We start from the raw sequence: 25,979 nt of genomic DNA, 5'->3' as shown, positions 1-25,979 counted from the left end.
GTCAAAGGTTGTCAACGGTACGGGACGTTCAGGGGCTAACGACGAGGCGATAGTAGCCCTGCGGCAGCTCCAGCTCCCAGCCTGCACTTTCGATCAGGCGGGCCCAGGCGCGGCCCGTCTCACCGGCAGAGGCCTGGCTCAAGGGCAAGAGTGAGCCGACATTACCCGCTGCCGAGCGGTAGAGCATAAACTCCAGGGCTTCGAGCTCGCCGGGGCTGGGCAGCACGGCCTCACCCGGATCAAGCGGAAACTCCCCCACCAGACGACCCGTGCTGGCATCCCGCACCTCGACCAGATAAGCATCCGGCTTCGTCACCAGAGGCGGCGGGGGCGGAGCAGTCTGCCCGTAGGTCGTAAAGGAATCGCGCGCATAGCGCGTCAGCAGGTCGTTAAAATTAAGCGGACCCTGGCTGCCATCGCCCTGCCCTCCCCAGGATAGATTCATCACCAGCGGCAGCGGCGTATCCATCTCCAGTAAGGCTGCGCCGGGAGAGAGCACGCGCTGTGTTCCCTGAACTCCACGGGCGTTAAGCGTAGTCGGCAAAAAGAGCGCCTCGGAGTCGAGCAGCAGCGACTGCTCACGGCGGATCTCGCTCTGCACGCCATGGTCGGGACCATTCCAAACGATAAACGGCTGCGGAATCTCCTCTGCGCTGACGGGCCGGGCCGTCACCCGAAAGAGCAAAAAGCCCGCCAGGTGCACCCCTACCCCCAGCACACAGGCCAGGCGCGCCACCGGGGAATGCCACCAGCGCTGAAGGCGAAACAAGTAGCTGCGCTGGGACGTCATGGCTGACTGAGTCCCTCGATTCCTCCCTGCGCTCTAGCTGTCGGCTGCTCCGAGTTAGCGGCAATCTGCAGGGCCGTATAGCCAGCCTCACGCGCCAGATCGGCCAGGCTCAAAAGGGTTTGCAGGGGCAGCTCCGCGTCGGCCTTTACCAGCAGGACGCCCTCACCGGGGCTTTCACCCCGCTCGATCAGGCGCTTCCAGCCCTCCAGGGTGACCACGCGGCCATCGAGAATCATCATCTCGTCGCTCTTGTAGGTCAGGACTGCGAGGGTCGCAACTCCGGCCGGGGCCGAGTTCTGAACCACGGGCAGCGCAATCGTCTCGCCGGGAGCAGCCACAAAGCGCGAGCCCAGCAGCATGAGCATGAGGCAAATCAGCAGCACATCGAACAGCGGTGCCACGTCCAGGCGTTTACCGGGCGAGGACAGGTGGCGTTCGAGTTCGAGCGGACGGGTCAGCGACATGGGTACAAAGCTCAGGCGTTCTTCTCGGGAGCGGTTTGCTCCGCGGATGCGGTCTTTTCGGCGGCAGGTTGATCGTCCTCATCCTCGTCGTCCTCGGGGACATCCCGGTGCATAAACTGGATAATATCGTTACCGACCCACTCCATGTCATGAACCAGCGCGCGCACCCGGCCATGGAGGAAATGGTGAGCGAGGTAGGCCATGATGGCGATTGCCAGCCCGGTGGCGGTGGTGATCAGGGCCTGAGCCACATCCCCGGAAAAGGTCGAGGCATTGGCGTAAGGGCCCTTGAGCTGCATCTGGACAAAGGCGTTGAGCAGAGCGACCACTGTGCCCAGCAGGCCCAGCAGCGGGGAGACCTTGGCGATGGCGGCAATCGTGCCGACGCGGCGCTCCAGCGAGGGGATCTCGACCAGGGCGGCATCACGGATGGCCCCGCGCATTTTCTCCTCGGATTTGTCGTGATTGAGGAGCGCGGCCTTGACCACGCTGGCGACGGGGCCGGGGGTCTCCTCACACACGGTGAGTGCCTCCAGCAGGCGGCGCTTGCGTACGAGGTTCTTGATCCCGTCGACAAAGGTGTTGGTGCGAATCTGCCCTTTGTGCAGGTACAGAGTGCGCTCGACGAAAAAGATGAACCCGATCAGGCTCAGCACGAGCAGCGGCCACATGAGGGGACCGCCGCGCTCGATAAGGGAAAAGTCAAAGATGCCCATGGGTGGAAAAAAGCAGTTAAAAGAGTGGCTGCCGTCCGGTAAAGCCTAGAACACAACCGCAGGCGGTTCAGTTCGTGGATACCTCCCGGCCCAGTCGCGAGCGGGCCAGATGCCAGCCCGGTAACTGGTTACGGACGATGATCTCCAGCACGCGGGCGGATTCGCGGGGCTTACCCTCGGCGGCGAGCATATCGGCCAGTCGCAGGAGGGACTTGGACAGCCAGATGCGGCCGGTCGGGGTCAGGCTCTCGTCCACCTCACCGTCAGGCGCGGCCAGAGTGACGACCTGCCACAGGGCATCCTGCGCGAGATTATTGTTTCCGGCCTGTCGCAAGCAGTGTGCCCAGGCAAAGCCCGCCTCCAGGCGGAAGTCCAGAGGCGCGTCCGGCCGGTCGAAAAGGTTTTCCAGATCCGCGGCAACGGCGATCAGGCGCTGCGGGTCCCCGCCAGCCTGAGCCATGAGCGTATTCGCACGGTAAAGCTCGGCCAGATAGACATCCGAGCGTCTGCCGCTGAACTGCTGGATCAGGTTTTCGTAGGTCTGCTGCGCGAGGCTGAACTCGTCGAGCTTGCGCAGGATATCCCCCTGGCGGATGCGTGCGGAAAAGACCAGATCGTGATTCGGGTACTCCACCGCCAGCTCCTCCAGGTACTTGAGCGCCTCGGTCAGATTGCGGGGCTGTCCCTGGGCTTCGGCGGCCATCGCGCCTTCGTACAGGGCGATAGCGGCCTGCGGCGAGCTCGGGTAGTCGTCAGCGATTTTACGATAGCTCAACTGGGCTTCATTATAAATCCCCTGAGCGACCAGATAGCGGGCTTCTTCCAGGTAAGAGAGCACAGCGGCATCGCTGGTGGGGAATTTCTCACGCAGGCTGGCAAAGGTAGCGAACGCCTGATCATTCCGGCCCAGGCGCAACAGCGCCCTCCCCCGCAGGAAAAGCGCATTGGCGGCGATCAACTCCCGGTCGGCCATGGGCACCTGATCGTCCGGCGTGGCGCCGACATCAGCCAACAGGGTATCCGTCATGGCCGGGACCGACTCGTACTGGTTTAAGTCACTGGCGAGCTTGATCTCAAGCCAGAGTAGACGCAGGCGCAGAGCAGCGGGCATCGTGCTACTCTGGGGCAGGCTCAGGATGCGGCGCAGGCGGTCCAGCGCCGCCTCGGCCTCACCAGACCGCGTCATCGAGGAGGCAAGACTCCACTCCGCCTCCCAGCGGCGCTCCGTGCTGGCACTGGCAGCGGCAAAGGACTGATCCAGCACTTGACCGGCCTCGTCGTAGTGCTTCTCACGGATGAGGGACTCGACCAGTTGCAGGAGCAGCTCGCCGCGCTCGGTGGTGTCCGGCTCTTCATTCAGGACGGCCTCATAAACTTCAGCCGCAGCCTGATAGTCGCCATTGAGAAAGAAACTGTCCGCCACGAGCCGCCCGTAGTAGCGGTGCTCGCGCCCCGGCGGCAGGGCCTCGCGGATCTGGTTCAGGTAGTCCGCCGCCATGCGATAGCGCGGGGGCTCTGCGTTCCAGGCCTGAAAGGCGAGCAGGCGGGTGGCATCGATGCGCAGAGGCGATCCGGGATAACGCTCGATCAGCGCCTCGGCATCCCGCACGGCCAGATCGGGGTCCGGATTCGCCTTGCGAAGCATGAAACGGGCGCGTAGCAGCAGCAGCTCGTCATTGAGCGGGTGGTTCGGCTGGGTCAGCAGTTCGTCCAGTAACTGTTTGAACTCAGCCGGGTTCGTCTCGGCCAGATCGGAGCGACTGAGCAGGCTCAGGGCGATGGCGGAGGCCTCCTTGTCAGCGGCAGTGCGCAGGATCTCCTCCAGAGCGAGCTGGCCGCGCTGGGTGTTTTCCCCGGAAATCAGGGCAATGAGCAGGAGGATTTCGGTCTGCTCGGGCTTTTCCTGCTCGGTCAGGAGCTTTAGCTGGTCCTGAAGCACCTCGATGGCCTGAGTCTTACGCCCAAGCAGGTCGAGCACGATGGCGTACTGCCGGGCAAAGCCGAAGCCCACACGCGCACCGCGGTTTTCCTCGACCTTTTTCTGCAACAGCTTGGCGGTCTCCTCATCGGCCTCACCAGCAATAATTTGGCTGCGGAAAATCTCCGCCTCAAAGTCTGCCCGCTGAGTGGCGGTAACGGCCTTGGCCAGGGCCTGTTTAAAGTAAGACTCAGCCTCGACCAGTGTGCCCTGTGAGCGCTCCCAAAGGCCCTGCAGCAGGTAGTACCAGGGCACGAACTCAGGGGGAAGCTCGTTGGGGTTGATCTTGTCGAGATCGGCTTTAACCGATGCCTGATCGCCCCCGTAGTAGGCCAGCAGGGCCCGGCTGAGGTCTTCGCGGGGGTCATCGCTATCCGGCAGGGCATCCAGCAGGCGCCGCGCCGCCACCAGCTTACGCTGGCTGATCAGGGCGACCGCGAGCTTGTAGTTCAACTCCAGGCGCAGGGCCTCGCGCAGGGAATTATCCGAAAGAGCGCGCAGGTAGAAGCGTTCGGCCAGCGTCGGTAGGCCCGCACGCAGGGCGTCATCACCGGTCGCGATGAGGTGCGCAGTGGCCGGGCTGACGACCTGCGGAGTCTCCTCTGTCAGCAGCGGGACGGTCACCGCCGTCTGCCCCCACAGGCTGGCCGCCGCCAACGGCAGCACCAGCCAACACAAGCCCCGGCGAAAGTCCTGTCGCCATTTCCAGTAAAAAGCCTCTAGCACAGCCCATACTCTAATTCAGATGCCCCACCCGCTGGCAAGCCTGCACAGGGAGAGTTTTCATCAATGAGACGGGGAATTTGCAGGGGATTTAACATTGCCAATGCTTCTACCAGACACAAAAGTCATAAGCTTTGCATCATGAAGACCGTCTTCGCCGTACGTGAAACCGACCCCCGGGAAACCCGGGCTGCACTCATTCCCGACCTCGTTAAGAAACTGGTCGCCCTGGGCCTGAAAGTCCAGGTCGAGTCTGGGCTGGGCGTCCGCGCCGACCTGCCTGACGCCCTCTACACCGAAGCCGGTGCCGAGGTCGTGACCGACCGCGATGCCGCTCTGAGCGCCGCTGACATCGTCCTGCGTGTGCGCAAGCCCGATGCGGCCGAGCTGCCCAAGCTCAAGCCCGGTGCGCTGCATATCAGCTTTCTGGACCCCTTTAATGAAAAGGATCTGCTGAACAAGCTCGCTGAGGCCAAGGTCAGTGCCGTCAGCCTGGAAATGATCCCGCGCACCACCCTGGCGCAAAAGATGGACGCCCTCTCCTCGCAGGCCAACCTCGCCGGCTATGCCGCCGTGATCATGGCCTCCGACCGACAGAGCAAGATCCTCCCCATGATGATGACCCCGGCTGGCACGCTCTCGCCCGCCCGCTTCTTTATCATCGGTGTCGGCGTAGCCGGGCTTCAGGCCATCGCTACCGCCAAGCGCCTCGGTGCCCGTGTCGAAGCCTTTGACACACGCCCGGTGGTCGAGGAGCAGGTAAAATCCCTCGGTGCCAAATTTGTCAAAGTGGACCTCGGCGATACCGGTCAGACCGATCAGGGCTACGCCAAGGAACTCACCCCTGAGCAGCTCGAAAAGCAGCGCCAGGGCATGGCCAAGGCCTGCGCCCAGGCCGACGTCGTCATCACCACTGCCAAGCTCTTTGGCCGCCCCGCCCCGAAGATCGTCACCGCCGACATGCTCGCGCAGATGAAGCACGGCAGCATCGTGGTGGACCTCGCGGTCGAGACCGGCGGTAACGTCGACGGCTCCAAGCTGGGCGAGGAAGTCATCACCGAGAACGGTGTGCGCATCATCGGCCACGAGAACATCGAGGGCTACTTCGCACAGCCGGCCAGCCAGATGCTCGCCTCTAATTTCTACAACTTCATCGAGCACTTCTGGGACACCGAGGCCGGCGACTTCCAGTACAAGCTCGATGACGAAATCCTCAAGGGCTGCCTGCTCACCCGCGACGGGCAGATCATCCACGAGCGCTTCAAGGCCTGAGCCTACAGTATCCACTATCCGATACAGACACGGCTACGCCTAACATTCCTTACAACATCACCAACTTTTAAAAATCGTCACCATGGTACTGGTTCTTCTCGTATTCATCTTCGTGCTGGCGGCCTTCCTCGGCTTCGAGCTGATCAGCAAGGTGCCCTCGCAGCTACACACGCCGCTGATGTCCGGCTCCAACGCTATCTCCGGCATCACGATCGTCGGCGCGCTCATCGCCGCTGGCGAAACGACCGGCACGCTCTCTGCCTGGCTCGGCTTTGCCGCCGTGGTCCTGGCCGCGGTTAACGTAGTGGGCGGCTATCTCGTCACCGACCGCATGCTCGGCATGTTCAAAAAGAAAGACGCCTCCAAGCCCAAGGCAGACTAACCCACCGGCACCAACTTTTTAGCGCACGCGCACCATGGACACTCAAATGCTCATCAACCTCGCCTACATTGCGGCGTCGGTTATCTTTATTTTCGGCATTAAAATGCTCGGGTCGGCCACGACCGCCCGCAAGGGCAACCGCCTCTCGGCTCTGGGTATGCTCATCGCCGTGGTGGTCACTCTCTTTGACCGCCACCTCATCAGCTACCAGCTCATCATCGCTGGCCTCATCATCGGCGCCCTGATCGGCGTCATCGCGGCCAAGATCGTCAAGATGACCTCCATGCCGGAGCTGGTCGCTCTGTTCAACGGCTTCGGCGGTCTGGCTAGTCTCCTCGTCGGCTGGGCCGAGTATGCCCGCGTATCCGCCGGCACGCAGGCCGCGGACTTCGTCGAGCAGGTCGGTGAAAGCGCCGGGGTGGAAGTCACGCTCGGGATGAGCGGCTTCACTGCCGCTGTGACCGCGCTGGCTATCCTCATCGGTGGCATCACCTTTACCGGTAGCGTCTATGCCTGGGGCAAGCTCTCGGGTAAGCTCTCCGGCCGCCCCACCCTCTTTAACGGGCAAAAGGCGGTCAACGCCGTCATCGCCGGCCTGATCGTTCTCTGCACGATCATCTTTGCCATGTATCCCTCCGGTGGCCTGGCCACGACCATGGTCATCCTGCTGATCGTGCTTTCGCTGGCCCTGGGTATCCTCGCTGTCATGCCCATCGGTGGCGGCGACATGCCGGTTGTTATTTCACTGCTGAACAGCTGCTCCGGCCTCGCTGCCAGTGCGGCTGGTTTCGTCATCGTCAACAACGTGCTCATCGTGGCGGGCTGTCTGGTCGGTGCCTCCGGCCTCATCCTGACCGTGATCATGTGTAAGGCCATGAACCGCACTCTGAGCAACGTGCTCTTCTCGGGCTTCGGTGCGACCGTCCAGGCTGCCTCCGGCAAGGCCGAGGGCGAGCTCAAGCCGATCAGTGCCGACGACGCCTACTACGTCCTCGAAGCCGCCCGCAACGTGGTCTTCATCCCCGGCTACGGGATGGCCGTCGCGCAGGCTCAGCACGCCGTCAAGGAGCTGGGTGAGCTGCTCGAAGCCAACGGCGCAGAAGTCCGCTTCGCCATCCACCCGGTCGCCGGTCGTATGCCCGGTCACATGAACGTGCTCCTGGCCGAGGCCGACGTGCCCTACGAGCAACTCGTCGAAATGGACGACGTCAACCCGACCATGAGCACCGTGGACGTGGCCATCGTCATCGGCGCCAACGACGTCGTTAACCCCGCCGCCGCTGAAGACCCGAGCAGCCCGATCTACGGCATGCCGATCATCAACGCCCACGAGGCGCAGACCGTTTTCTGTCTCAAACGCGGCAAGGGTGCCGGGTTCTCCGGCCTCGAGAACGTCCTCTTCCTGCGCCCCAACGCCCGTATGCTCTACGGCGACGCCAAGGCCTCCATCACCGAGCTGGTCACCCAGTTCAAGGACAGCTAAGCGGAGCGTTTTTTCTTTCTGGGCTTATGCAGCCCAGACCCGCAGCAGGCGGAGCCTGCACTTTCGATTAAGGGCTTGTGCGATGCACAAGCCCTTAATCGTTATTGAGGTATCTCCTGACGTGGAGCCCCAGCAACAGAGACGATTGCTTCTGCTAAATGAGGTGCGAAGGCTTACCGGGGTGGTGCTTCCGTTTGGATGCTTTGCTCAGCGATTACGGTAAGTGAGCAATGATAGGGGGTAGGCACACAGTGCCGTAGGGGCCGAGCCCCTCAATGTCCTGTGCGGTCACGCACCCTAAACCAGCTTCTTGACGATAGCTGCGACGAGTGCGTCGATGGAGGATTCTTTGGCCTCGGCGTCGATGGGCACGCCCTTTTCCTTCATGGCGGCGCTGGTGATCGGGCCGATGCTGATGGCCTTGGGGCGGGTTGCGCCCTTGGCGAGCTGGAGCTGGCCGCTCTGGGCCACGAAGTTCTCCACCGTGCTGGCGCTGGTAAAGGTGATGGCGTCGGCTCCACGCTGGCGGAAGGACTCCGCATCGGGCTCCTCGCTCATGTCGCTGGGCTCGTTTGTGTAAACGGGCAGCACATCGACGATGGCGTGGCCCTCCTCTTCGAGACGCTTGATGAGCACATCGCGGTTACGGTTACCCGTGACCACGAGCATGTTCACGCTGTCGAGGCTCTGCTCGGTCAGGAGTGCCTCGGCCAGGCTCTCAGCCACGGCGGTCTCGGGGATGACATCCACGGCCAGGTGCTGGCTCTTGACCTCGCGGGCGGTGGACTCGCCGATACAGGCGATACGCACACCGCCGATGCTGCGCAGGTCGGCGAACTTTTCGAAAAACTTTTTGAAGAAGAAGCGCGCGCCGTTGGGGCTGGTGAAGACCACCCAGTCGTAGTGCGCCATGCCGTCAAAGACATCCACGGTCTCGTGCGACTCAGCCTCGGTGATCTTGATCAAGGGCAGCGAAAGCACCTCGGCCCCGAGGGCTTCGAGCTTGCCACGCAGTTCACCGGCCTGCTCACGCGAGCGGGTGATGGCGATGCGCTTACCGGAGAGCGGGCGACGTTCAAACCAGTTCAGCTCGCCATAGTAGCGGGCGACCTCGCCGACGATGACGATGGCGGGGGGCTTCAGCCCGGCTTTTTTCTTGGCCTCGGCCACGGTGGCGAGCGTGGCGCACAGGCTGCGCTGACGCGGTAGCGTGGCCCACTCGATCACGGCAACCGGCGTCTCCGGCGGCAGTCCGCCCGCGATCAGCTTGTCGGTGATTTCGGAGATGTGGCCCATCCCCATATAAATGCAAAGTGTGCCGCCGAGCTGGGCAGCCTTGGCAAAGTCCACGTGCATGTTGCCACGCTCCATGTCCTCGTGGCCGGTGAGGAAACACACGGATGAGCTGTGCTCACGGTGTGTGAGCGGAATGCCTGCGCAGGCAGCCGCGCCAAGCGCAGCGGTGACGGCGGGCACGATCTCGAACTCGATTCCATCGGCGTGCAGGCGGCAGGCTTCCTCGCCTCCGCGCCCGAAGACAAAGGGATCGCCGCCTTTGAGGCGAACGACCTGCTTACCTTCGTTGGCGTGCTTGACGAGGATGTCCTCGATCTTGTCCTGCGGGATCGAATGACGGCCAGGACGCTTGCCCACGTAGACGAGCTCGCAGTCGGCTTTGACCCAGCTCTGCAGTTCGGCATTGGCCAGATAGTCGTAGACGAGCACGTCGCAGGTCTCGATCAACTCGCGGGCACGCACGGTGACCAAGCCCGGATCGCCCGGACCGGCTCCCACCAGAAATACTTTTCCTTCGCTCATTCGGAATCCTCACTCAGGCCCAGATCCTTGACGATCTCGGCCACCACGCGTTCGCGTGCGTCGCCATTACCACGCATCTGGTAGTGGCGCGTACCGATCGGCTCATAGTAAACCGATACATTGCGGTTATAACAATACACGCCGATCGAGGTATGGCAACCGCCTCCCATGCCCGCGAGCACGGCCTTTTCGGTTTCCACCGCATAGCCCGTCTCTTCGTCGAGCACGGCGCGGAGAGCCTCGCCCTCACCCTTGCGGACTTGCAGGGCGATAGCGCCCTGCCCGGCGGCAGGGATAACCTGAGCGGGGCTGAAGGGCCGGAAGGCCAACCCCGGCCACTCGAAGTGGCCCAGACGGCGAAGCCCGGCAGCCGCCAGGATGGTCGCATCCACTTTGCCGTTGGCGACCTTCTTCAGGCGCGTCTCGACGTTACCGCGGATCTCGGACCAGACCGCGCACGGGTACAGCGCCTTGAGCTGGGCCCGGCGTCGCGGGCTGCTGGTGGCGATAAAGCACGGCGTGGCGATGTCCTCACGGACCACGAGCACGTCGTTGACCTCCGCACGCGGCAGATAACCGGCGATCTCCAGATCATCCGGCTGGACGGCGGGCAGATCCTTGGCGCTGTGCACGGCCACATCGGCCTGACCAGAGCGCAGGGCCTCCTCCAGCTCTTTGACGAAGAGACCTTCGCCGCCGCGCTGTTCGAGCGACCACTGCTTCTGCTTGTCGCCGGTGGTGACCATCTCGTGCACGGAGAACTCCGTCTCCGGCAGATGTTCGCGGAGCCACTCCAGCGTCAACTCGGTCTGGCGCATAGCCAAGGGGCTGCCACGGGTAGCAAGCCTGAGCGATTGCGATGTCATAACACAAGCGGGCAGGTATTACCCTGCCCGCATCAAACACAAGTGTGTAAACCCTTGGGTGTTACTTGGAAGTATAAGAAGCCTGGGCGCCCTTGATGTCTTTCTTCGGGACCCACGGCATCAGCGAGCGCAGGCGCTTGCCGACCTTTTCGATCTGATGATCAGCGCCCTGCTTACGCAGTTCGTTGAACTTCGGATAGCCGTCCTTGTACTCCTTGACCCACTGGCGGGTGAACTTGCCGTCCTGGATCTCCTTGAGGATGGCCTGCATGGCCTTCTTGGACTTGTCGTTGATCACGCGCGGGCCGCGGGTGACGTCGCCGTACTCGGCAGTCTCGGAGATCGAGAAACGCATGCCGCTGATGCCGGACTCGACCATGAGGTCGACGATCAGCTTCATTTCGTGCAAGCACTCGAAGTAAGCCATCTCGGGCTGGTAGCCAGCCTCGACGAGGGTTTCGAAACCAGCCTGGATCAGGGCGGAGCAACCGCCGCAAAGCACGGCCTGCTCACCGAAGAGGTCGGTCTCGGTTTCTTCCTTAAAGGTAGTCTGGATGACACCGGCGCGGGTACCGCCAACGCCCTTGGCCCAGGCCAGAGCAACATCCTTGGCGCCCTTGGAGGAGCCCTTGAGGACGGCGATCAGCGCGGGAACGCCCTTACCCTCGACGTACTGCGAGCGCACGACGTGGCCGGGGCCCTTCGGGGCCACCATGATGGTGTCAACGCCCTTGGGCGGCTCGATCAGGCCGAAGTGGACGCACAGGCCGTGACAGAATACGAGAGTCTTGCCCTTCGTGAGATTGGGCAGGACGTCCTTTTCGTAGACTTCGGGCTGCACCATGTCCGGGATGGAGAGCATGATAACGTCGGCGCGCTTGACGGCTTCGGCGGTGTCGAAGACTTCGAAGCCCTGCTTCTTGGCGACTGCGACAGATTTGCTCTTGGGATACAGGCCGATAATGACCTTGCAGCCACTATCCTTCAGGTTGAGGGCGTGGGCGTGCCCCTGTGAGCCGTATCCGATGACGGCCAGCGTTTTTCCTTTGAGGACCTTCAGGTCCGCGTCTTTGTCCGTATAGACCTTGGCGGGCATGGTGTTGATTGGGTTTCTTGTTGGGTTAAAAGGTGAATGAACAGGTGAATCGGCACGGCCATAGCAGCCGAACCGGAAAAGGAAGGATTAGCGCTCGGCGCGGTAGCCGCGAGAAAGGGCGACGTTACCGGTGCGGGCCATTTCGCTAATACCGAAGGGTGTGATCAGCTCGAGGAAGGCGCGGATCTTGTTTTCGTTGCCGGTACACTCGATGATGATCGAATCCGTGGACACGTCTACGATCTTGGCGCGGAAGATATCGACGATTTCGACGATTTCCGAGCGCTTCTTGCTGTCGGCCTCGATCTTGACCATGACCAGCTCGCGCGCCACAAACGAGGTGCGCTCGCTGAAGTGCGTGACCTGGATGACATTAACCAGCTTATCCAGCTGCTTAATGGCCTGATCCAGCGTCCCCTCTGCCTCGGCGACTACGGTGATGGTAATGCGAGAGAGAAGAGGATCATGGGTCGGGCCGACGTTAAGCGTGTCGATGTTGAAGCCACGTCCGCTGAACATGCCCGCCACTCGGGCGAGCACGCCGAACTTGTTTTCAACCAATGCTGAGATCGTGTGGCGCATAAAAACTAAAGACATTGGCACAGTTCGCGCGCGGGAGAAAGCAAAAAATCCGCCCCTTTTCACCGGGCGAAAAACGATGAAATCAGACCGGCTCTGCGCAGCGAAGAATCAAAGCCCTTAGGCGTTAAAAGCCCATCCCGGGCATACCCCGACTCCCCTCTGAGGGCTGGGACTGCGTGGAGAGCTGACCGCGCTGGAACGTCCCGGTGATGCCATGCTGAGCATTATAGAGCGTGAGTGTGCCCTGCTTAATCGAATAGGTGCAGATAAACGTCCCCTCAGTCGCAGGCTCGAGCCGGATTTTACCGCTATCCATATGATAAGGCCCACTAAAGGTGTCCGTCCCGCCGCCATGCAGCTGCGCCGTCGCGGAGAAAGTCCCGTCCTTCTTAAAGGTCACACCGACGGTTTTAACCACCAGCCAGATGGCGTCACCGGAGAGATTCGTCGAGACCCAGTCCCCCTCGATACGGCTGGCCTTTACCACGATGCGCCCGGAGTGGCTTTTACTGGCGGGCAGGGCGGAGAGGGTAAGCGGGAGAGATGTCAAAAAAACGAGACTGAGAAGAACGGGAATTTTCATATGTATACACTAAAGTGGATTCATACATTTGAAAACGTAAAAAGCCCTGGCTAAAACGCATTTAGGCCCCGCAAGTGCTGTAATTCACCTGCGCGAGTGAACTATTCAATATCAACGGACTTTACACCAGGCTGTACCCTTGATAAATCCAAGCACCATTGATGAATAAGCCCAGATCCATTTTTCTTCTTAAGAAGCCCCTCTGCGGGACTATTTACAGCGAGTCGGCCATGACCGAGATCGCCCGTCTGACCGAAAACGACGGAAAAGTCTACGAGGGTGAAGACATTCTGGCCAACCCCGAGGACTTCCGGGACGTTGAGATCATTTTCTCTGGCTGGGGCTCCCCCGTCATGGATGAGAAGATCCTGGAGGCACTCCCCTCCCTTAAGGGCTTCTTCTACGGTGCCGGCAGCGTCCGCTACCTCGTGACGGATGCCTTCTGGGAGCGCGACATCCTGCTGACCAGCGCATACACGGGTAATGCCGTGCCGGTGGCCGAGTTCACCGTGGCCAGTGTCATCTTTTCTCTGAAGCGCGCCTGGAGCGCGCGCGAGGAACTGCTCAGCGGCAAGCGCGGCCCGTGGTCGCCCCCCGGTGTCTACAGCGGCTCACGCGTTGGTATCATCTCGCTGGGGGCTATTGGCCGCCTCGTGTGCCAGCGGCTGTCGGCCTTCTCGCTGGACGTCGTCGCCTACGACCCCTTTGCCAGCGACTCGGTCTTTGAAGAGCTCTCCGTGCGCCGGGCGCCGAGCCTGGAGTCCATCTTTGCCGAGTGTGACGTGGTTTCCCTGCATGCCCCCAAGCTCCCCGAGACTCTGAACATGATCACGGGCGAACTGCTTGAGATGATGCCGCAGAACGCGACCTTTGTGAACACCTCACGCGGGGCCATCGTCGATGAGGCTGCCATGATCCGCGTGCTGGAAAAGCGGCCCGACCTGTTCGCCGTCATCGACGTCATCACCGACGAGAGCCAGTACTGCACCACGCCTTTGCTGAAGATGCCCAATGTCTTCCTGACTCCGCACATCGCCGGCTCCATGGGCCGCGAATGCCACCGCCTCGGCGACATGGCCGTGGAGGAATGCCGCCGCTTTATCGCCGGGGAAAAACCCGTCGTGCCGGTGACTGCGCAGAACATCGTCCGCATGGCCTAGGGGCCAGCGCGCGAACCCACCCACTTGTCTCATAACCTGTTTCCGTCGCCGGGCACTACCGGCGACGGGTTTAAGTGTTGGCAGAACCCTTGCCGGCCAATAGTGTCATACCTTTCCATGAAAAGCCGTATCGCTCCCCTCCTGCTCGGCCTCTGTGCCCTGAGCCTTGTTCAACCGCTGAACGCATTTATGCAAAGCTCAACTGTCGCCCTGAGCTCTGATGAAGTCACCGTCATCAAAGACATCGACTACCTCGGTGCAGACCGCAAAGAGAAGATGGACGCCTACCTGCCGGCGGCGAGCTTCGAGCGCCCGCTCCCGGCCGTGCTGCTCATCCACGGGGGTGGCTGGCGCGTCGGCGACAAAGCCGCCAAGCGCGAGCGCAGCATCGCCAACGACCTCACAGCCCACGGCTACGCGGTGTTTTCCATCAACTACGAGCTCAACGTCGGCGAACGCGACCCCAAGACAAAAAAGCTGACGCTCTCGCACCTGGCCTGGCCCCAGAATCTGTATGACTGCAAGAGCGCCGTGCGCTTCCTGCGCCTGAAGGCGGACGAATACGGCATCAACCCCGAACAGATTGCTGTGACCGGTGGCTCTGCCGGTGGACACCTCTCCATGATGGTCGGGGCGACTGCCAACGACGACGAGATCAACCAGCACGGCCTCTATCTCAACCAGTCCAACGCCATCTCGTGCATCCTGAACTTTTACGGCATCTACGACGTCCGCAAGTTCCACACAAACCCGTTCAGCGGTGCCCCTCGCGAAGTCCGCACTGCCCATGCAGACGCCGCCTCGCCGGACACGTACTTCGACAAGGACCTGCCCCCGATGTTTATCGCCCACGGCACTGCCGATAAAACCATCCCGGTGAAGTACTCCCGCGAGCTGGCTCAGGCCCTTGCCAAGCTGGGCACCCCCTACGTCTACATCGAGATCGAAGGCGCACCGCACAGTTTCGACCTGCAGCCGGAGCAGTTTGACCTGCGTCCGACCGTGCTGTCCTTCCTGCAGCAGTACCTCGGCACACCGCAGAAAGCCCAATAGGGCCACGCGGGCTAACGGATCGGCGGACCTATCCGTCCTTGACGTCCGGGCGGAGCGAGTTCAAACGTTAGAAATGCCCGCCAGCGTCACGATCAAGGACATTGCGAAAGAAGCCGGGGTTCATTTCTCGACCGTCTCACTTGCGCTGCGTAACGACCCGCGTCTCTCCGATGGTACGCGGATCAGGATTCAGAAGCTGGCGGATGAGATGGGCTATGTGCCCAACGCCGCCATGAAGGCCCTGTGTGCCTATCGCGAGTCAAACCGCCCCCACCCGATCCGCAGCGGACTGGCGTTTTTGACGGATACCGAGCAGAAGACGGAGTTTCGTCAGACCATCTACAACGAAGCTCGCAAGCAGGCCGCCAACCTCGGCTACAACCTCCACCTGTACACCGCCGATGAGGCAAAGTACAATCTGGACCGCCTGCGCTCGATCTGGTGGAACAGCGGCCTCAAGGGCGTGCTGATCGGCCCCTTTGATCAGGCGGGTAGCATCCTCGATGACAAGTGGGATGACTGGATTTGCGTGGCCTTTGGCTACTCGGTCGAGAAGCCCGATTTTAACCGCACGATGCAGGATCATTTTACCAACATGACCGAGCATCTCGCCATCCTGCGCAGCCGGGGCTACAAGCGGATCGGGCTGCATCTGGACAACACCACCAACCGGCGCACACACGGTCTGCTGCACGGTGCCTATATGCTCGATCAGGCCCAGACCCAGAGCGAGCGCATCCCCCTCCTCAGCGACGAGGTGACTGAGCCCGGTCAACTCGTCGAGTGGATCAACCGGTACAAGCTCGACCTCGTGATAGCCGGGTCCGACGAATACTACCTCATGGAAAAGACCGGCCTGCGCATGCCCGAGGACATCGGATTTTCCCTGCTCTCGTGGAAGCAGTATGAGCCAGACAATCCCAGCCATTGCGCAGGTTTCGACATGAAAGCCGAGGTGCTCGCCTCCAGCGCGATTTCATTTCTGGTCTCCCAAATCCACGAGAATGCCTACGGGCTCTCTGCCCTGCCTAAAACCCTCATGGTCACGGGCGAATTCCACGACGGCGACACCATCCGGCCCGCGCATTAAGCAGCATTGGGCAACACCTCTGGTTTATGTTCTGTGAATGCGTACGGAGCTTTATTCAAATGTTTGAACAAGGCCCCTCTTGTCCCCTCTCTAATAAAGAAGTAACTTCGTGCATTAAGTACACGTTATCACCGAGAACACTTTAACCCCACTCATTCCCGATGAATAAGCTATTGTCCATTACCAGTTCTGCCTTCGCCTTTACGGCACTCGCGCTTTCGGCCCAGGCTGCAACCCTGATCAGCTACGATGCTGGCAATAACTACTCCGCCGAGGATTCAGACTTTTCACGTCGGGCCACGCAAAGCGGTAGCGGTCCCTACGTCTCCACGAGCGCGTTCAGCGACTCCTCCGCACTCAGCCCCAGCTCGGACTACTCTGGCCCGACCTTTTACGGTGGTTACCAGTACACCAGCTCGGATGTGGAGGGCTATCTCAGCCGCCAGCAGGTTCGCACCAATGCAGCTGGCGATCAGATATTTCTGCAAGCCTACAGGGGCGGAGGCTGGGCAGGCACCACGCTGAGCCTGCACGGCATCTATCTTTTCAAGCAGCAGGACTTCAACAGCGGCTATGAAACCGGCGCAATTACGCTGGACGGGATCAACATGAGCTGGACCGGCTACATCACGGCTGGTGACTCTGAACCCTCTAGCTTCGACGGCCGCATCGTTATCCAAACTGGCGGTGACTACTACGTCTCCGATGCGGTGATTGACCTGGCTCAAAACAGCGGCAGCTTTGCGATCTCCGGCTCGACCCTGGATAGTGTCCAGTGGGCGATTTATGATCCGACCAGCAGCTTCAACTTTGATGCTGGTTCTGCCAGCTTCAATGATGTGAGCCTGGACAGCATCACCGCCGTAGGCCTGTACTTCGAAGAAGACGGCTGGACCGGTAGTGGCGGAGGAAGCACGTCCTTCGGCCTGGGCATCAAGAGCTTTGAAGCCACTGGCTCAACCACGATTCCGGAGCCTGAGCACATGGGTATCCTGCTGGGTGCCGTCTGCATCCTGGGCATGCTGCTGCGCCGTCGCCTCGGCAAGTAAGTGTTTACCCAGCGCTTCCTACACATACCCTCATAGAAGGTCTTGCACGCACACTGGAGACCGGGTAAATTATTTTGTCATTACCAACCATGATCAAACTGCCCCACCACCGCCTCGCCGGGTTTAACACGTTTTCCAACAAGCTTTGCACAGGAGCTTTTGTTTTCATGCTCGGCCTCGGGGCGAGCGGCTGTCAGGCCAGCGAAGCAACGGCTGCTGCACCGGCCAAGGACGCCGAGGCAGCCGCCTCCACAGACTCCTGGCGCACTGAACTTTACCCAGAGGACTGGACGCCGCCGACCGAGGACTTCGTTTACTCGGAGGACGAGTTCATCCAGGACTTTTCCTATGCTGGCTATGCGCGCGGTGAAAAGCCGATCCCGGACTTCGCCGACGCCAAGGTCTTCAACGTGCTCGACTATGGTGCAGACCCGACCGGTAAGACCGACAGCACCGCCGCGATCCAGAAAGCCATCGACTCGGCCGTATCGCTGAAAAACGACACCGTCGTGCTCCTGCCTGCCGGGACCTATCACATCCAGCCCCAAGGCGATGAAAAGTGCGCGCTGCGCATCGCTGGCAGTAACATCGTCCTGCGCGGCGAAGGCACCGATAAGACATTCCTGCTCAATACTTCCTACGAAATGCGCGGCAAGCAGATCATCCGCGTCCAGGGTGACAGCAAGGGAAGCTGGAAAGAAGAAGGCTCCCCCTCCACCACCCTGAGCTGGGACCTGCTCGGCCCGACCAAGGTCATCCCCGTGGACGACGCCAGCGGCTTTAAGGTCGGTGACACTATCATGATCAGCATGACCCCAACCCCCGAGTGGATCGCAGAGCTCGGCGAGGAAGACGGCTGGGGCGGCTTCGAGCACAAGCTCGGGCGCATCATGTACCTGCGCCGTATCCAGGCTGTCGATACACAGGCCGGTGAGATCACCATCGACATCCCCACACGCTACGCGCTGAAGGTACGCGACAACGTCAAGGTCTTCGCCAAGGGCTATCAGCTCCACAACGTCGGGCTGGAGGACTTCTCCATCGCCAATGCCGAGCACCCCGGCCAGGACGGCTGGGAAGTGCTCGACTTCGCGGACGCTGACAGCGCCTACACCAAGCGCCTCGTCGAAGGCTACAACCTCGACCCGGACTTCGCCAAGAAGCGCAAGAGCGCCTACGACGCGCACGCCTCGTATGTCATTTCCATGCACAACGTCGTGGACGGATGGATCGTAAACGTGAAGAGCTACCTGCCCGAGGGTAACACCCGTGGCTCGCACATGCTCTCCAATGGCATCCGCCTGCGCGAGTGCCTCAACGTGACCGTGGCCGACTGCGAGATGAGCCACACCCTCTACGGCGGTGGCGGCGGTAATGGCTACATGTTCCGCATGGACAGCTGTAACGACTGCCTCTTCATCAACTGCCACGCCGAGGCTGCACGCCATGGTTACTCCTTCTCGGGCATGGCTACTGCCGGTAACGTCCTGTACCGCTGTTTCGACAAGGATACCGCCACCCAGGCCGCCGATCCCTACTACACCACCGGACGCGGCAGCGATAACCACATGTGGTTCAGCCACTCCAACCTTTTCGACAACTGCACGGCCGACAACAGCTGGTTTGAAGCTCGGGACCGGTACTTCGACAAGATGTCCAAGCCCAAGCACAACAGCACCTCCTCGCAGACGGTCTTCTGGAACATGACCGGCCTCTCCAACTCCTACCACCCCTTTGTGGTCTGGAGCGAACAGGCAGACCAGGGCTACGTGATCGGCACTCAGGGCGCCGTCAGCGGCGTACGCACCGACGGCAACTACACGGAGCTGCGTGCACCAGTCACCGCGCCGGTGGACCGCGTCGAGGGTGTCGGCCAGGGCGCAACCCTCCAGCCCCAGTCTCTCTTCATCGACCAGCGCACCCGCCGCCTCGGCCCGGACGCGCCAGCCATGGAGTAAGATTTTTTCGGGCTTATGCAGCCCGAACCCTCAGCAGGCAGATTGCTGGTCCAGCCGGACCCTGCACTTTCGATGCTGCGCATCGTGTCAGCGATTACCTGAACCAGCATCGCTGGTTCAGGTAATCGCTGAGCAAAGCATCAAAACTGGGTCGCCACCTTTTTACATGCAGTTCGTGACCGGAAAAACGAACGCACTGAGCGGTAGGCCTCAGCTCCATGAATGCAAGCGGTGTTCGTGTTAGCTGGCGATAACTGCCGTTGCCCATGGCTCCGCCTTAGAGGAGTCATCCAGATGCGAAGCATCTAGGGTGCAGGGCTTGCCCTGCGCGGAGGGAAGAGGGTCTGGCAGAACTCGCAGCGCTTGCCGTCGCAGCCGCGGGCGGGGCAGACTTCGCGTCCGTAGTAGATGATCTGCAGGTGCAGGTCGTTCCACTTCGAGGCGGGGAAAAGGCGCTTGAGGTCGCGCTCGGTCTGGACCACATTTTTACCGCTGGAGAGCTTCCAGCGCTGGGCGAGGCGGTGGATATGCGTATCGACGGGAAAGGCCGGCACACCGAAAGCCTGCACCATGACAACGGACGCCGTCTTGTGCCCTACCCCCGGCAGCGCCTCCAGCTCCTCCAGAGTCTGGGGGACTTCTCCACCGTGCTTCTCCATGATGATTTTGGAAAGCCCGCTGATGCCCTTGGCCTTGGCAGGGGCCAGACCGCAAGGGCGGATGATGGCCTGAATTTCCTCCACCGGCACCTTTGCCATGTCGGCGGGATTATCCGCACGTGCGAAAAGCAGCGGCGTGACCTTGTTCACGCGGATATCCGTACACTGGGCCGAGAGCAGTACAGCCACCAGCAGCGTATAGGCGTCTTTATGATCGAGAGGGATGGGAGGATTCGGGAAGCGCTTCTCCAGCTCCTCGGCGATCCAGGCGGCGCGTTCGGTTTTCGTCATGCCGGGATGTCCTTGTCCTTGAGGGCTTCGAGGATGCGGTCCTCTTTCTTGCCGATGTGCTGGGCCATGAGGTCACGCGCCCGTGCAGGGTCGCGGGCCTCAATAGCATCGACGACAGCCAGGTGCTCGGCGGTGACGTCGAGCGGGCTCGTACACACGGAGATATCTATCCCGTAGTAAATCGGCTGCTGATCCTTGTCGAGGGCGGCCAGCACAATGTCCTCCAGTAACAGATTATCGATACACTCGGCGATGCTCTGGTGAAAGGCGCGGTTGTTCTCGCAGTAAACGGCAAAGGCGTCCTTGTCGTCAAAAGCGCAGTCAACGACCGCCACCCGGCGCATGTGGGCGATGTCGGCGGCAGTGGCACGCTCGGCGGCCAGCGCGGCCACCTGAGACTCGACCACCCGACGCAGCTCGCACACATTGCGGAAGCTCTCGATCGTGATCGGCGTGACGCTAAAGCCGCAGTTCGGCTTGAGGGTGACGAGCTTGTCCTGGGCCAGCCGGTTTAGCACCTCGCGCAGGCTGGCGCGTGAGACAGCGAGCTCCTCGCACAGGGCTTTTTCCACCAACCGCTCGCCGGGGGCCAGCTCACAGCGCAGGATACGGCGCTGTAGCTCCCGGTAGATCTGGTCAGTGAGGCTCGCTGGCTTGAAAGTGCTCATCGGTATGCTACCTTAGTGAAACGGATGTTAAGGAAAAATCAAAAAATCGCCTTTCGGACGTCCGGGCGAAAGAGTCTTGCCTGTAAAGGGCTGGCAACGCTAGTCTTATGAGCGTTCACTCCCTAACCTACTTCACTTTTTAATCGCTGTGGATTACTATACGATCATTGGAGGAGACGGTAACGAATACGGCCCTGTCTCCGAAGACACCATACGCGACTGGATCCGGCAAGGCCGGGCCAACGCCCTCACCAAAGCCAGTAAGGGCGATGAAGCCCCCCACCCGCTGAGCGAGTTCCCCGAGTTCGCCGATGTGCTGGGCGGAACCGTCGGCGCCAGCCCTACGAGTGGCATAAAGCTCTCCAAGTCCAGTTCATCATCAGGAGGCGGTATGCTCGCGTCCGCTCAATCCAGTGGAGGATTCCTGGGGGAGTCCAGACCGCAGGAGCCAGCCGTCGTCGTCCTGAGCGAGCCTCTGGCCCAGGCGGGATTCTGGCTGAAGCTAATGGCGGTGCTCAGCTTTATTTACGGGATTGTTTACGCCATCAGCGTTGTCGGCCTGCTCTTTGCCTGGCTGCCGATCTGGATGGGCGTGATCATGTGGCAGGCGGCTAACAGCGCCCGCGATGCCGTAGCCCTGGGCGATGAAGCCCTCGCCCTGCGTGCCCAGAAAAAGATCAAGCTCCTGATCGTAATCATGGGGGTCATGACGCTGATCGGCCTCGTCCTTGGAGCAGTTTTCGCTGTGCTGATAGTCATTGCCGGCGCGTCCGCTCCCGGCTTCCTGGATCAGCTCCAGCAGATGCAACACGGCTACTAGGTAGCCCCTTTTGTCCTCCCTCTCTCTCACCAAACTAAACTGTAAACTCTATTCTCTTATGACAGAAGTCACCACCTCCGCTCCCGCTCCTGATGTATCCGGTAAGAAGATCGCCGCCGGCATCTGTGGCATCCTGCTGGGCGCCCTCGGCGTCCACAAGTTTATCCTCGGCTACACCAAGGAAGGGCTCATCATGCTGCTGGTCAGCGTCATCTCCGTGTTCATGCTCGGCTGGGTGATGGGGATCATCGGCCTGATCGAAGGCATCATCTACCTGACCCGCAGTGACGCCGAGTTTGCCGACACCTACATCAACGGCAAAAAAGGCTGGTTCTAGGCAGGGGAAAGTTGGGGGCTATGCGCCCCCTGCCCCCGCAGCAGCCACAGGCTGCACTTTCGATGCTGCGCATCGTGTCAGCGATTACCTTAGCCAGCGTCGGCTGGCTAAGGTAATCGCTGAGCAAAGCATCAAAACGGTATCTCCACCATTGAGAAAAAGTAATCTTTTCGTCGGGTGACAGTGTACGTTTATGGCATTTTCTCCTGAAAATGCCGAGGTGATCCGTAAGATCGCAAGTGCCAGGGCTATGCTCTGGCCTTGGCCGGGACGGGAGCAATCGTGCCCTCGGCCATTTCCGTCTGCAGGCGTAGCTGGCCACAGGCGGCATTGATGTCGTGGCCCTTTTCGCGGCGGATGGTGACGGAGACCCGCCCCTCTCGCAGCACATTGGCAAAGGCATCCTGACGCGGGATCTCCGGCCGCACCCAGGGCAATCCCTCGACCTTGTTGTACGGGATCAGGTTGACGTGGGCGTGCAGGTCGCGCGCGATTTTCGTCAGAGCGCGAGCCTGCTCCATGGAGTCGTTGATCTCGCGGATGAGGATAAACTCGAGCGTGATCATACGCCCGTGACGATCGGCAAACGTCTTGGCCGCCGGGAGAAGTTTTTCCAGCGGGTACTTGCGGTTGACGGGCATGATCTGCTGGCGGACCTCATCGGTCGCCCCGTGCAGGCTGATCGCCAGGCGCAGCCCCAGCGGCTCCTGCGAGAGGCGCTCGATCTGCGGAGCCAGTCCACTGGTGGAGACCGTGATGCGGCGCGCACCGAGGTTGAGCCCCCAATCGGCGTTAACGATCCCGAGGGCACGCAGGAGGTTATCGTAGTTGGCCAGCGGCTCGCCCATGCCCATGACCACGATGTTGTCAAAGGAGGCAATCTCATCGCTGGCGCGGGGCGTCAATGGGTCCTCCTGTCGGCAAACCTGGATCAACTGGTGAACGATCTCCCCGGCGGAGAGGTCGCGCTTCCAGCCCGCCAGGCCGGAGGCGCAAAACTTACACCCGTAGGCGCAGCCCACCTGCGTCGAGATACAGACGGTCTTGCGGGAGCGGTCCTGCCCCACCCCTTCCTGCGGGGCACGGATGATGACGGTCTCGATGAGTGACTTGTCCTGCAGGCGCAGCAGGAACTTGTCCGTGACGTCCGAGGAGGTCTTTGCGCCCAGGCGCGCAGTCGGCGCAAACTCATAGGTCTCCGCCAGCCAGGCCCGCAAGGGCTTGGAGAGGTTGGTCATCTCGTCGGCAGTCGCCGCACGTTTCTTGTACAGCCATTCGAGAATCTGGCGGGCGCGAAAAGGCTTCTCTCCGTGCTCCTTCAGAGCGGCGGTGAGCGTCTCAAGCGTTTCCCCGTGTATCGGCGGCTTGCCGGTCAATCCCTGCATCGGCCTATCCACAACGCATCGATGCGCATGGCGCAATCCCGAATCCTCGGCCCGCCCCCGAAAGCCCTCCTTTCGGACCACAAAACAACCTCTAATAGCAGGCGGCAAAAGACTTCCAGCCCCCTCCCGTGGCACCTTTCCTGCTGATTGCCGGTAGGCCGGACGATAGGGCTCCGGGTTACTTATAACGCTACAAACCATGTCCAAAGAAAACGTAGAAAAACTGCTTACCGACGGCTGGACCGACAAAAAGCTGCGCGCCAAGTACAACGTTATCGAGACGAAGGATGAATTCGTCTCCTCCGCCAATGCTGACGGCTATGAGTTCACGATGGAGGAGCTCGACGCGGTCCTCAAGGAAGAGGAGCTCGACTTCGAATCCTCGGGTAACCCCCGCTCCCGCGCCATCTGGCTCCACTAGTCAGCGCGACGTTTTCCAGACCGGGCAGGCTCCCCTGCCCTTACGCTTTACTCTTTATCCGGACCCGTCCGGGATTGGCTGAACAGTCCGACCGTTCAAGCGACTGAGCATCCAACGCCCAGCCGGACGTATGTTTTTAGACCCGCAGCGCGATGCCTGCGGGTCTATTTTATCGGGCGACCTCGTCAGTCCAGCAGCCGGCGGAGCATCTGTTTCTCCTCCGGGCTACGGCGGCGAATCAGCTCCCCCATCTGACTCAGAAAATCCTGGGGCTCGTAGTTGGCGGTACGCAGGAGGTACAGCAGCACCCCGTCGCGATGGATCTGGTAGCGGTGGCGCTTTTCATGGCGCGCACCGATACGCCCGTTAGCGGTGTGCCCGAGTATCTTTTGGTTTTGAAAACAATCGCGCACGAACTGGTCGGTCTTACCAATCAGCGCGGCCACCTCCTTCGGGCTGAACCACTCCTGCCCGTTCGGCAGAAGCCTCTCGAAATGCGCGTTCATATCTCGACGAATCAACATGGCTAGAGATCGCGGGAGAATGTCCGGCATGCGCGGCGACGGCGCGAGCCATCGCGGTAGCCACTGAGGTACGCCTCACGGCGGGCAGACTCGACCGCATCACCGATGCGCACACTCAGGCACTCGGCCATCATCTGCGCGTGAAAAACATCGCTGCAGTAGACCTTGGCGTAGGCCTGCCAGGTCTTGCCACTGCGCAGGGGCATGCCGGTATCAATCACGATTTCGGCAGCCCGCCCATCGGGCTGCACCCGTAAGAGAGAGGAAGAATCAGCGGCAGGCGAAGGCTCCCGTGCCGCAGGAGTAGAGGATGTAAAAGTTGTCATGAGATATGGCGTTTGATTGTTGAGTGACGCAAGGTAAAGATCGGTCAGCGAGCCTGGCCAGTACTGGCGGTGGACTCCAGATAGCCCTCCCGGCGCAAGTGATCCTGGAGCGCACACACAACCAGGCTCGAAACCGAGCGGTTATCATCAAAGGCGGCCTGTCGGGCAACTTCGCGCAGCTGGGGCGACAAGCTAACAGACAGGTTGACAGTAGTCGTTTTTTTGGTTTTCATAGTGAACATACGATCACTTATTCACATAATTTTCGCAAGCGATTTTTCAATCACTGTCTATTTTACTATTATTTATTATCCCACTCGAACAACCAGTCACTTAGCTCTCCCCACTCATGTCAAATGACCAGAAACACAAAACCGTCGGCGTCAGTTTCCCTCCCGATCTGCGCCAGCGTGCCTCCGAACGTGCCCGCGGCCTGGGCCTTTCCTTCTCCAAATACGTCACGCTGTGCGTCGAGGCCGAGGTCGGCGGCAAGCCGCCGCAGCTGGTGATGGAGAATCTCCTGCCCGCCGGGGCTCCTCCCCTGAATCTGGAGGCCGCCGTCGAGGAGGGCTCCGACTATGGCGCGATGAAAGCCGCCTCAATCGGGTTCGAGGACGATGTGGAGGACATCCTCAAGCAGGAAGACATCTGCTACAGCCGCTTCGCACAGGTCGCCCACCTGCGTACGGATTTCATGCTGCAGCATGTGGAGCCCTCGACCGGTAAGACCCTGCGCATCGCGCTGGAGTGCAAATACAACGTCCGCAACCGCGCAACCGTCACCCTCGGCCAGTGCATTATTCTCAAAAGCCTGCCCGGCGTTGACGCCGTCATGCTATGCGTCCCCTACCTGAAGCACTTCGATACGCATCTGCGCGACACCTTTGACCAGCAGGGCATACCCGTTGTCACCCCCGACACGCTGAGCCTGGCGCTAGACTCGTTCCTGAGCCTGTCGAGTCCGCAGCTCGTCTAAACAATGCGCAGCGGGCTATTCAGCCGAGGCATTGGAGAGCGTCATCAAGATGATCGGAAGGGTCACGACCAGCCCCAGAATAAAGGTGAAACCGCTCACCACCAGGTTAACCAGGAGCCCTTTTACAAAACCAATCGGCTTCTGGCGTCTGGTGAACCACTTGCCGTAGAGCAGCGAGTTCAGACCAATCCACAACAGAAAAGCCAACGGCATGCTCAGGTAGATCAACTGCTCATTGAGCACATACAGCTGCTGCAGAAATAAATTCAGATAAAAGCTGATCAACGTGATCTTAAAGACAACGACGTACGCTTTACCGTAAGATGGCATACGCTTGACCACCAAGCGCATAGCAATCTGCGCAAAGAACGCGGTCAGTAGACACACCAGGGCACACACGGCTGCACCGATCAGGCCCCCTAGAATGATTTCGATGGCTCCCATAATCCTAAAGGTCCCCGGATGACACCAAGCGAACACCCCACCTTCAAGACAATAATACTCTCATT

At 60.7% G+C, this 25,979-nt stretch carries 28 protein-coding genes; 12 read left to right on the top strand and 16 right to left on the bottom strand.

Annotated elements, in window-relative coordinates; all coding sequences use genetic code 11:
- Positions 1-28: 28 nt before the first annotated feature.
- The 4 genes from K0V07_RS11700 to K0V07_RS11685 form a co-directional block, all read right to left on the bottom strand.
- A complete protein-coding gene (locus K0V07_RS11700) occupies positions 29-790 on the bottom strand; it encodes a hypothetical protein (RefSeq protein ID WP_220621575.1) in 762 nt (253 codons plus the stop codon).
- Positions 787-1,254: a biopolymer transporter ExbD gene (locus tag K0V07_RS11695; RefSeq protein ID WP_220621574.1), complete on the bottom strand. Its 468-nt coding sequence runs from the start codon at positions 1,252-1,254 to the stop codon at positions 787-789. Before K0V07_RS11695 ends, K0V07_RS11700 begins: the two co-directional genes overlap by 4 nt.
- Before the next feature lie 11 nt (positions 1,255-1,265).
- Positions 1,266-1,970 (bottom strand): MotA/TolQ/ExbB proton channel family protein, encoded by a 705-nt coding sequence (locus tag K0V07_RS11690; RefSeq protein WP_220621573.1) that lies wholly within the window; start codon positions 1,968-1,970, stop codon positions 1,266-1,268.
- 67 nt (positions 1,971-2,037) lie between these two features.
- Positions 2,038-4,674, bottom strand: a complete 2,637-nt coding sequence (locus K0V07_RS11685) for a tetratricopeptide repeat protein (RefSeq protein ID WP_220621572.1) — start codon at positions 4,672-4,674, stop codon at positions 2,038-2,040.
- Positions 4,675-4,812: 138 nt separating this feature from the next.
- Here K0V07_RS11685 and K0V07_RS11680 point away from each other — a divergent pair, with 138 nt between their 5' ends.
- From K0V07_RS11680 to K0V07_RS11670, 3 genes are all read left to right on the top strand, one after another.
- Positions 4,813-5,943 (top strand): Re/Si-specific NAD(P)(+) transhydrogenase subunit alpha, encoded by a 1,131-nt coding sequence (locus tag K0V07_RS11680; RefSeq protein ID WP_220621571.1) that lies wholly within the window; start codon positions 4,813-4,815, stop codon positions 5,941-5,943.
- 82 nt (positions 5,944-6,025) lie between these two features.
- The gene (locus K0V07_RS11675) at positions 6,026-6,325 is read left to right on the top strand and encodes an NAD(P) transhydrogenase subunit alpha (RefSeq protein WP_220621570.1); all 300 of its coding nucleotides are present in this window, start codon (positions 6,026-6,028) and stop codon (positions 6,323-6,325) included.
- Positions 6,326-6,359: 34 nt separating this feature from the next.
- On the top strand, positions 6,360-7,808 hold the full coding sequence (locus tag K0V07_RS11670; RefSeq protein ID WP_220621569.1) for an NAD(P)(+) transhydrogenase (Re/Si-specific) subunit beta: 1,449 nt from the start codon (positions 6,360-6,362) through the stop codon (positions 7,806-7,808).
- A gap of 297 nt (positions 7,809-8,105) precedes the next feature.
- On the opposite strand, the gene cobA is transcribed toward K0V07_RS11670, so the two are convergent.
- The 5 genes from cobA to K0V07_RS11645 form a co-directional block, all read right to left on the bottom strand.
- Positions 8,106-9,626 carry a uroporphyrinogen-III C-methyltransferase gene (gene cobA, locus K0V07_RS11665; protein ID WP_220621568.1) on the bottom strand — a complete coding sequence of 507 codons (1,521 nt, stop codon included), beginning with the start codon at positions 9,624-9,626 and terminating at the stop codon, positions 8,106-8,108.
- Entirely contained in the window at positions 9,623-10,492 is an 870-nt protein-coding gene (gene hemC, locus K0V07_RS11660) for a hydroxymethylbilane synthase (RefSeq protein ID WP_220621567.1), read from the bottom strand. Before hemC ends, cobA begins: the two co-directional genes overlap by 4 nt.
- Before the next feature lie 61 nt (positions 10,493-10,553).
- Positions 10,554-11,588: a ketol-acid reductoisomerase gene (ilvC, locus tag K0V07_RS11655; RefSeq protein ID WP_220621566.1), complete on the bottom strand. Its 1,035-nt coding sequence runs from the start codon at positions 11,586-11,588 to the stop codon at positions 10,554-10,556.
- 87 nt (positions 11,589-11,675) lie between these two features.
- Positions 11,676-12,170: an acetolactate synthase small subunit gene (gene ilvN / locus K0V07_RS11650; RefSeq protein WP_220621565.1), complete on the bottom strand. Its 495-nt coding sequence runs from the start codon at positions 12,168-12,170 to the stop codon at positions 11,676-11,678.
- Positions 12,171-12,294: 124 nt separating this feature from the next.
- Positions 12,295-12,720 (bottom strand): META domain-containing protein, encoded by a 426-nt coding sequence (locus K0V07_RS11645; protein ID WP_220621564.1) that lies wholly within the window; start codon positions 12,718-12,720, stop codon positions 12,295-12,297.
- A gap of 194 nt (positions 12,721-12,914) precedes the next feature.
- On the opposite strand from K0V07_RS11645, the gene K0V07_RS11640 reads away from it, so the two are divergent.
- The 5 genes from K0V07_RS11640 to K0V07_RS11620 all read left to right on the top strand — a co-directional run bounded on the left by K0V07_RS11640 (position 12,915) and on the right by K0V07_RS11620 (position 19,063).
- A complete protein-coding gene (locus K0V07_RS11640; protein WP_220621563.1) occupies positions 12,915-13,913 on the top strand; it encodes a hydroxyacid dehydrogenase in 999 nt (332 codons plus the stop codon).
- 117 nt (positions 13,914-14,030) lie between these two features.
- Positions 14,031-14,966, top strand: coding sequence for an alpha/beta hydrolase (locus K0V07_RS11635; protein WP_220621562.1), 936 nt, complete (start codon positions 14,031-14,033; stop codon positions 14,964-14,966).
- Positions 14,967-15,039: 73 nt separating this feature from the next.
- A complete protein-coding gene (locus tag K0V07_RS11630) occupies positions 15,040-16,056 on the top strand; it encodes a LacI family DNA-binding transcriptional regulator (protein WP_220621561.1) in 1,017 nt (338 codons plus the stop codon).
- A gap of 161 nt (positions 16,057-16,217) precedes the next feature.
- Positions 16,218-17,105, top strand: a complete 888-nt coding sequence (locus K0V07_RS11625; protein WP_220621560.1) for a hypothetical protein — start codon at positions 16,218-16,220, stop codon at positions 17,103-17,105.
- Positions 17,106-17,194: 89 nt separating this feature from the next.
- A complete protein-coding gene (locus K0V07_RS11620) occupies positions 17,195-19,063 on the top strand; it encodes a glycoside hydrolase family 55 protein (RefSeq protein ID WP_220621559.1) in 1,869 nt (622 codons plus the stop codon).
- A 305-nt stretch (positions 19,064-19,368) separates the two neighbouring features.
- Here the strand turns inward: K0V07_RS11620 and nth are convergent, their stop codons facing one another.
- Together nth and K0V07_RS11610 are read right to left on the bottom strand one after the other, a co-directional pair.
- Entirely contained in the window at positions 19,369-20,013 is a 645-nt protein-coding gene (nth, locus tag K0V07_RS11615; protein WP_220621558.1) for an endonuclease III, read from the bottom strand.
- Positions 20,010-20,681 carry a GntR family transcriptional regulator gene (locus K0V07_RS11610; protein ID WP_220621557.1) on the bottom strand — a complete coding sequence of 224 codons (672 nt, stop codon included), beginning with the start codon at positions 20,679-20,681 and terminating at the stop codon, positions 20,010-20,012. Before K0V07_RS11610 ends, nth begins: the two co-directional genes overlap by 4 nt.
- A 148-nt stretch (positions 20,682-20,829) precedes the next feature.
- Between K0V07_RS11610 and K0V07_RS11605 the strand changes: the two genes are divergently transcribed.
- Together K0V07_RS11605 and K0V07_RS11600 are read left to right on the top strand one after the other, a co-directional pair.
- A complete protein-coding gene (locus tag K0V07_RS11605; RefSeq protein ID WP_220621556.1) occupies positions 20,830-21,501 on the top strand; it encodes a DUF5362 family protein in 672 nt (223 codons plus the stop codon).
- A gap of 58 nt (positions 21,502-21,559) precedes the next feature.
- On the top strand, positions 21,560-21,838 hold the full coding sequence (locus tag K0V07_RS11600; protein WP_220621555.1) for a TM2 domain-containing protein: 279 nt from the start codon (positions 21,560-21,562) through the stop codon (positions 21,836-21,838).
- A gap of 248 nt (positions 21,839-22,086) precedes the next feature.
- On the opposite strand, the gene rlmN is transcribed toward K0V07_RS11600, so the two are convergent.
- Positions 22,087-23,223 (bottom strand): 23S rRNA (adenine(2503)-C(2))-methyltransferase RlmN, encoded by a 1,137-nt coding sequence (gene rlmN / locus K0V07_RS11595; RefSeq protein ID WP_220621554.1) that lies wholly within the window; start codon positions 23,221-23,223, stop codon positions 22,087-22,089.
- 199 nt (positions 23,224-23,422) lie between these two features.
- On the opposite strand from rlmN, the gene K0V07_RS11590 reads away from it, so the two are divergent.
- Positions 23,423-23,644, top strand: coding sequence for a Nif11-like leader peptide family natural product precursor (locus K0V07_RS11590; protein WP_220621553.1), 222 nt, complete (start codon positions 23,423-23,425; stop codon positions 23,642-23,644).
- Between the two features lie 185 nt (positions 23,645-23,829).
- Here K0V07_RS11590 and K0V07_RS11585 read toward each other — a convergent pair whose 3' ends face one another.
- Genes K0V07_RS11585 through K0V07_RS11575 form a run of 3 tightly spaced genes read right to left on the bottom strand, consistent with a single transcriptional unit; the run spans position 23,830 to position 24,727 of the window.
- Positions 23,830-24,150 (bottom strand): hypothetical protein, encoded by a 321-nt coding sequence (locus K0V07_RS11585; RefSeq protein ID WP_220621552.1) that lies wholly within the window; start codon positions 24,148-24,150, stop codon positions 23,830-23,832.
- A gap of 20 nt (positions 24,151-24,170) precedes the next feature.
- Positions 24,171-24,494 (bottom strand): hypothetical protein, encoded by a 324-nt coding sequence (locus K0V07_RS11580; RefSeq protein WP_220621551.1) that lies wholly within the window; start codon positions 24,492-24,494, stop codon positions 24,171-24,173.
- A 44-nt stretch (positions 24,495-24,538) separates the two neighbouring features.
- Positions 24,539-24,727 (bottom strand): hypothetical protein, encoded by a 189-nt coding sequence (locus K0V07_RS11575; RefSeq protein ID WP_220621550.1) that lies wholly within the window; start codon positions 24,725-24,727, stop codon positions 24,539-24,541.
- Positions 24,728-24,843: 116 nt separating this feature from the next.
- Here K0V07_RS11575 and K0V07_RS11570 point away from each other — a divergent pair, with 116 nt between their 5' ends.
- Entirely contained in the window at positions 24,844-25,470 is a 627-nt protein-coding gene (locus K0V07_RS11570) for a hypothetical protein (RefSeq protein WP_220621549.1), read from the top strand.
- Between the two features lie 15 nt (positions 25,471-25,485).
- On the opposite strand, the gene K0V07_RS11565 is transcribed toward K0V07_RS11570, so the two are convergent.
- The gene (locus K0V07_RS11565) at positions 25,486-25,914 is read right to left on the bottom strand and encodes a hypothetical protein (RefSeq protein ID WP_220621548.1); all 429 of its coding nucleotides are present in this window, start codon (positions 25,912-25,914) and stop codon (positions 25,486-25,488) included.
- Positions 25,915-25,979 lie beyond the last annotated feature (65 nt).

The organism is Ruficoccus sp. ZRK36 (assembly GCF_019603315.1).
Taxonomy (GTDB): domain Bacteria; phylum Verrucomicrobiota; class Verrucomicrobiia; order Opitutales; family Cerasicoccaceae; genus Ruficoccus.
Note: the sequence above shows the minus strand (reverse complement) of the source record. Positions and strands in the feature narration are given on the sequence as shown.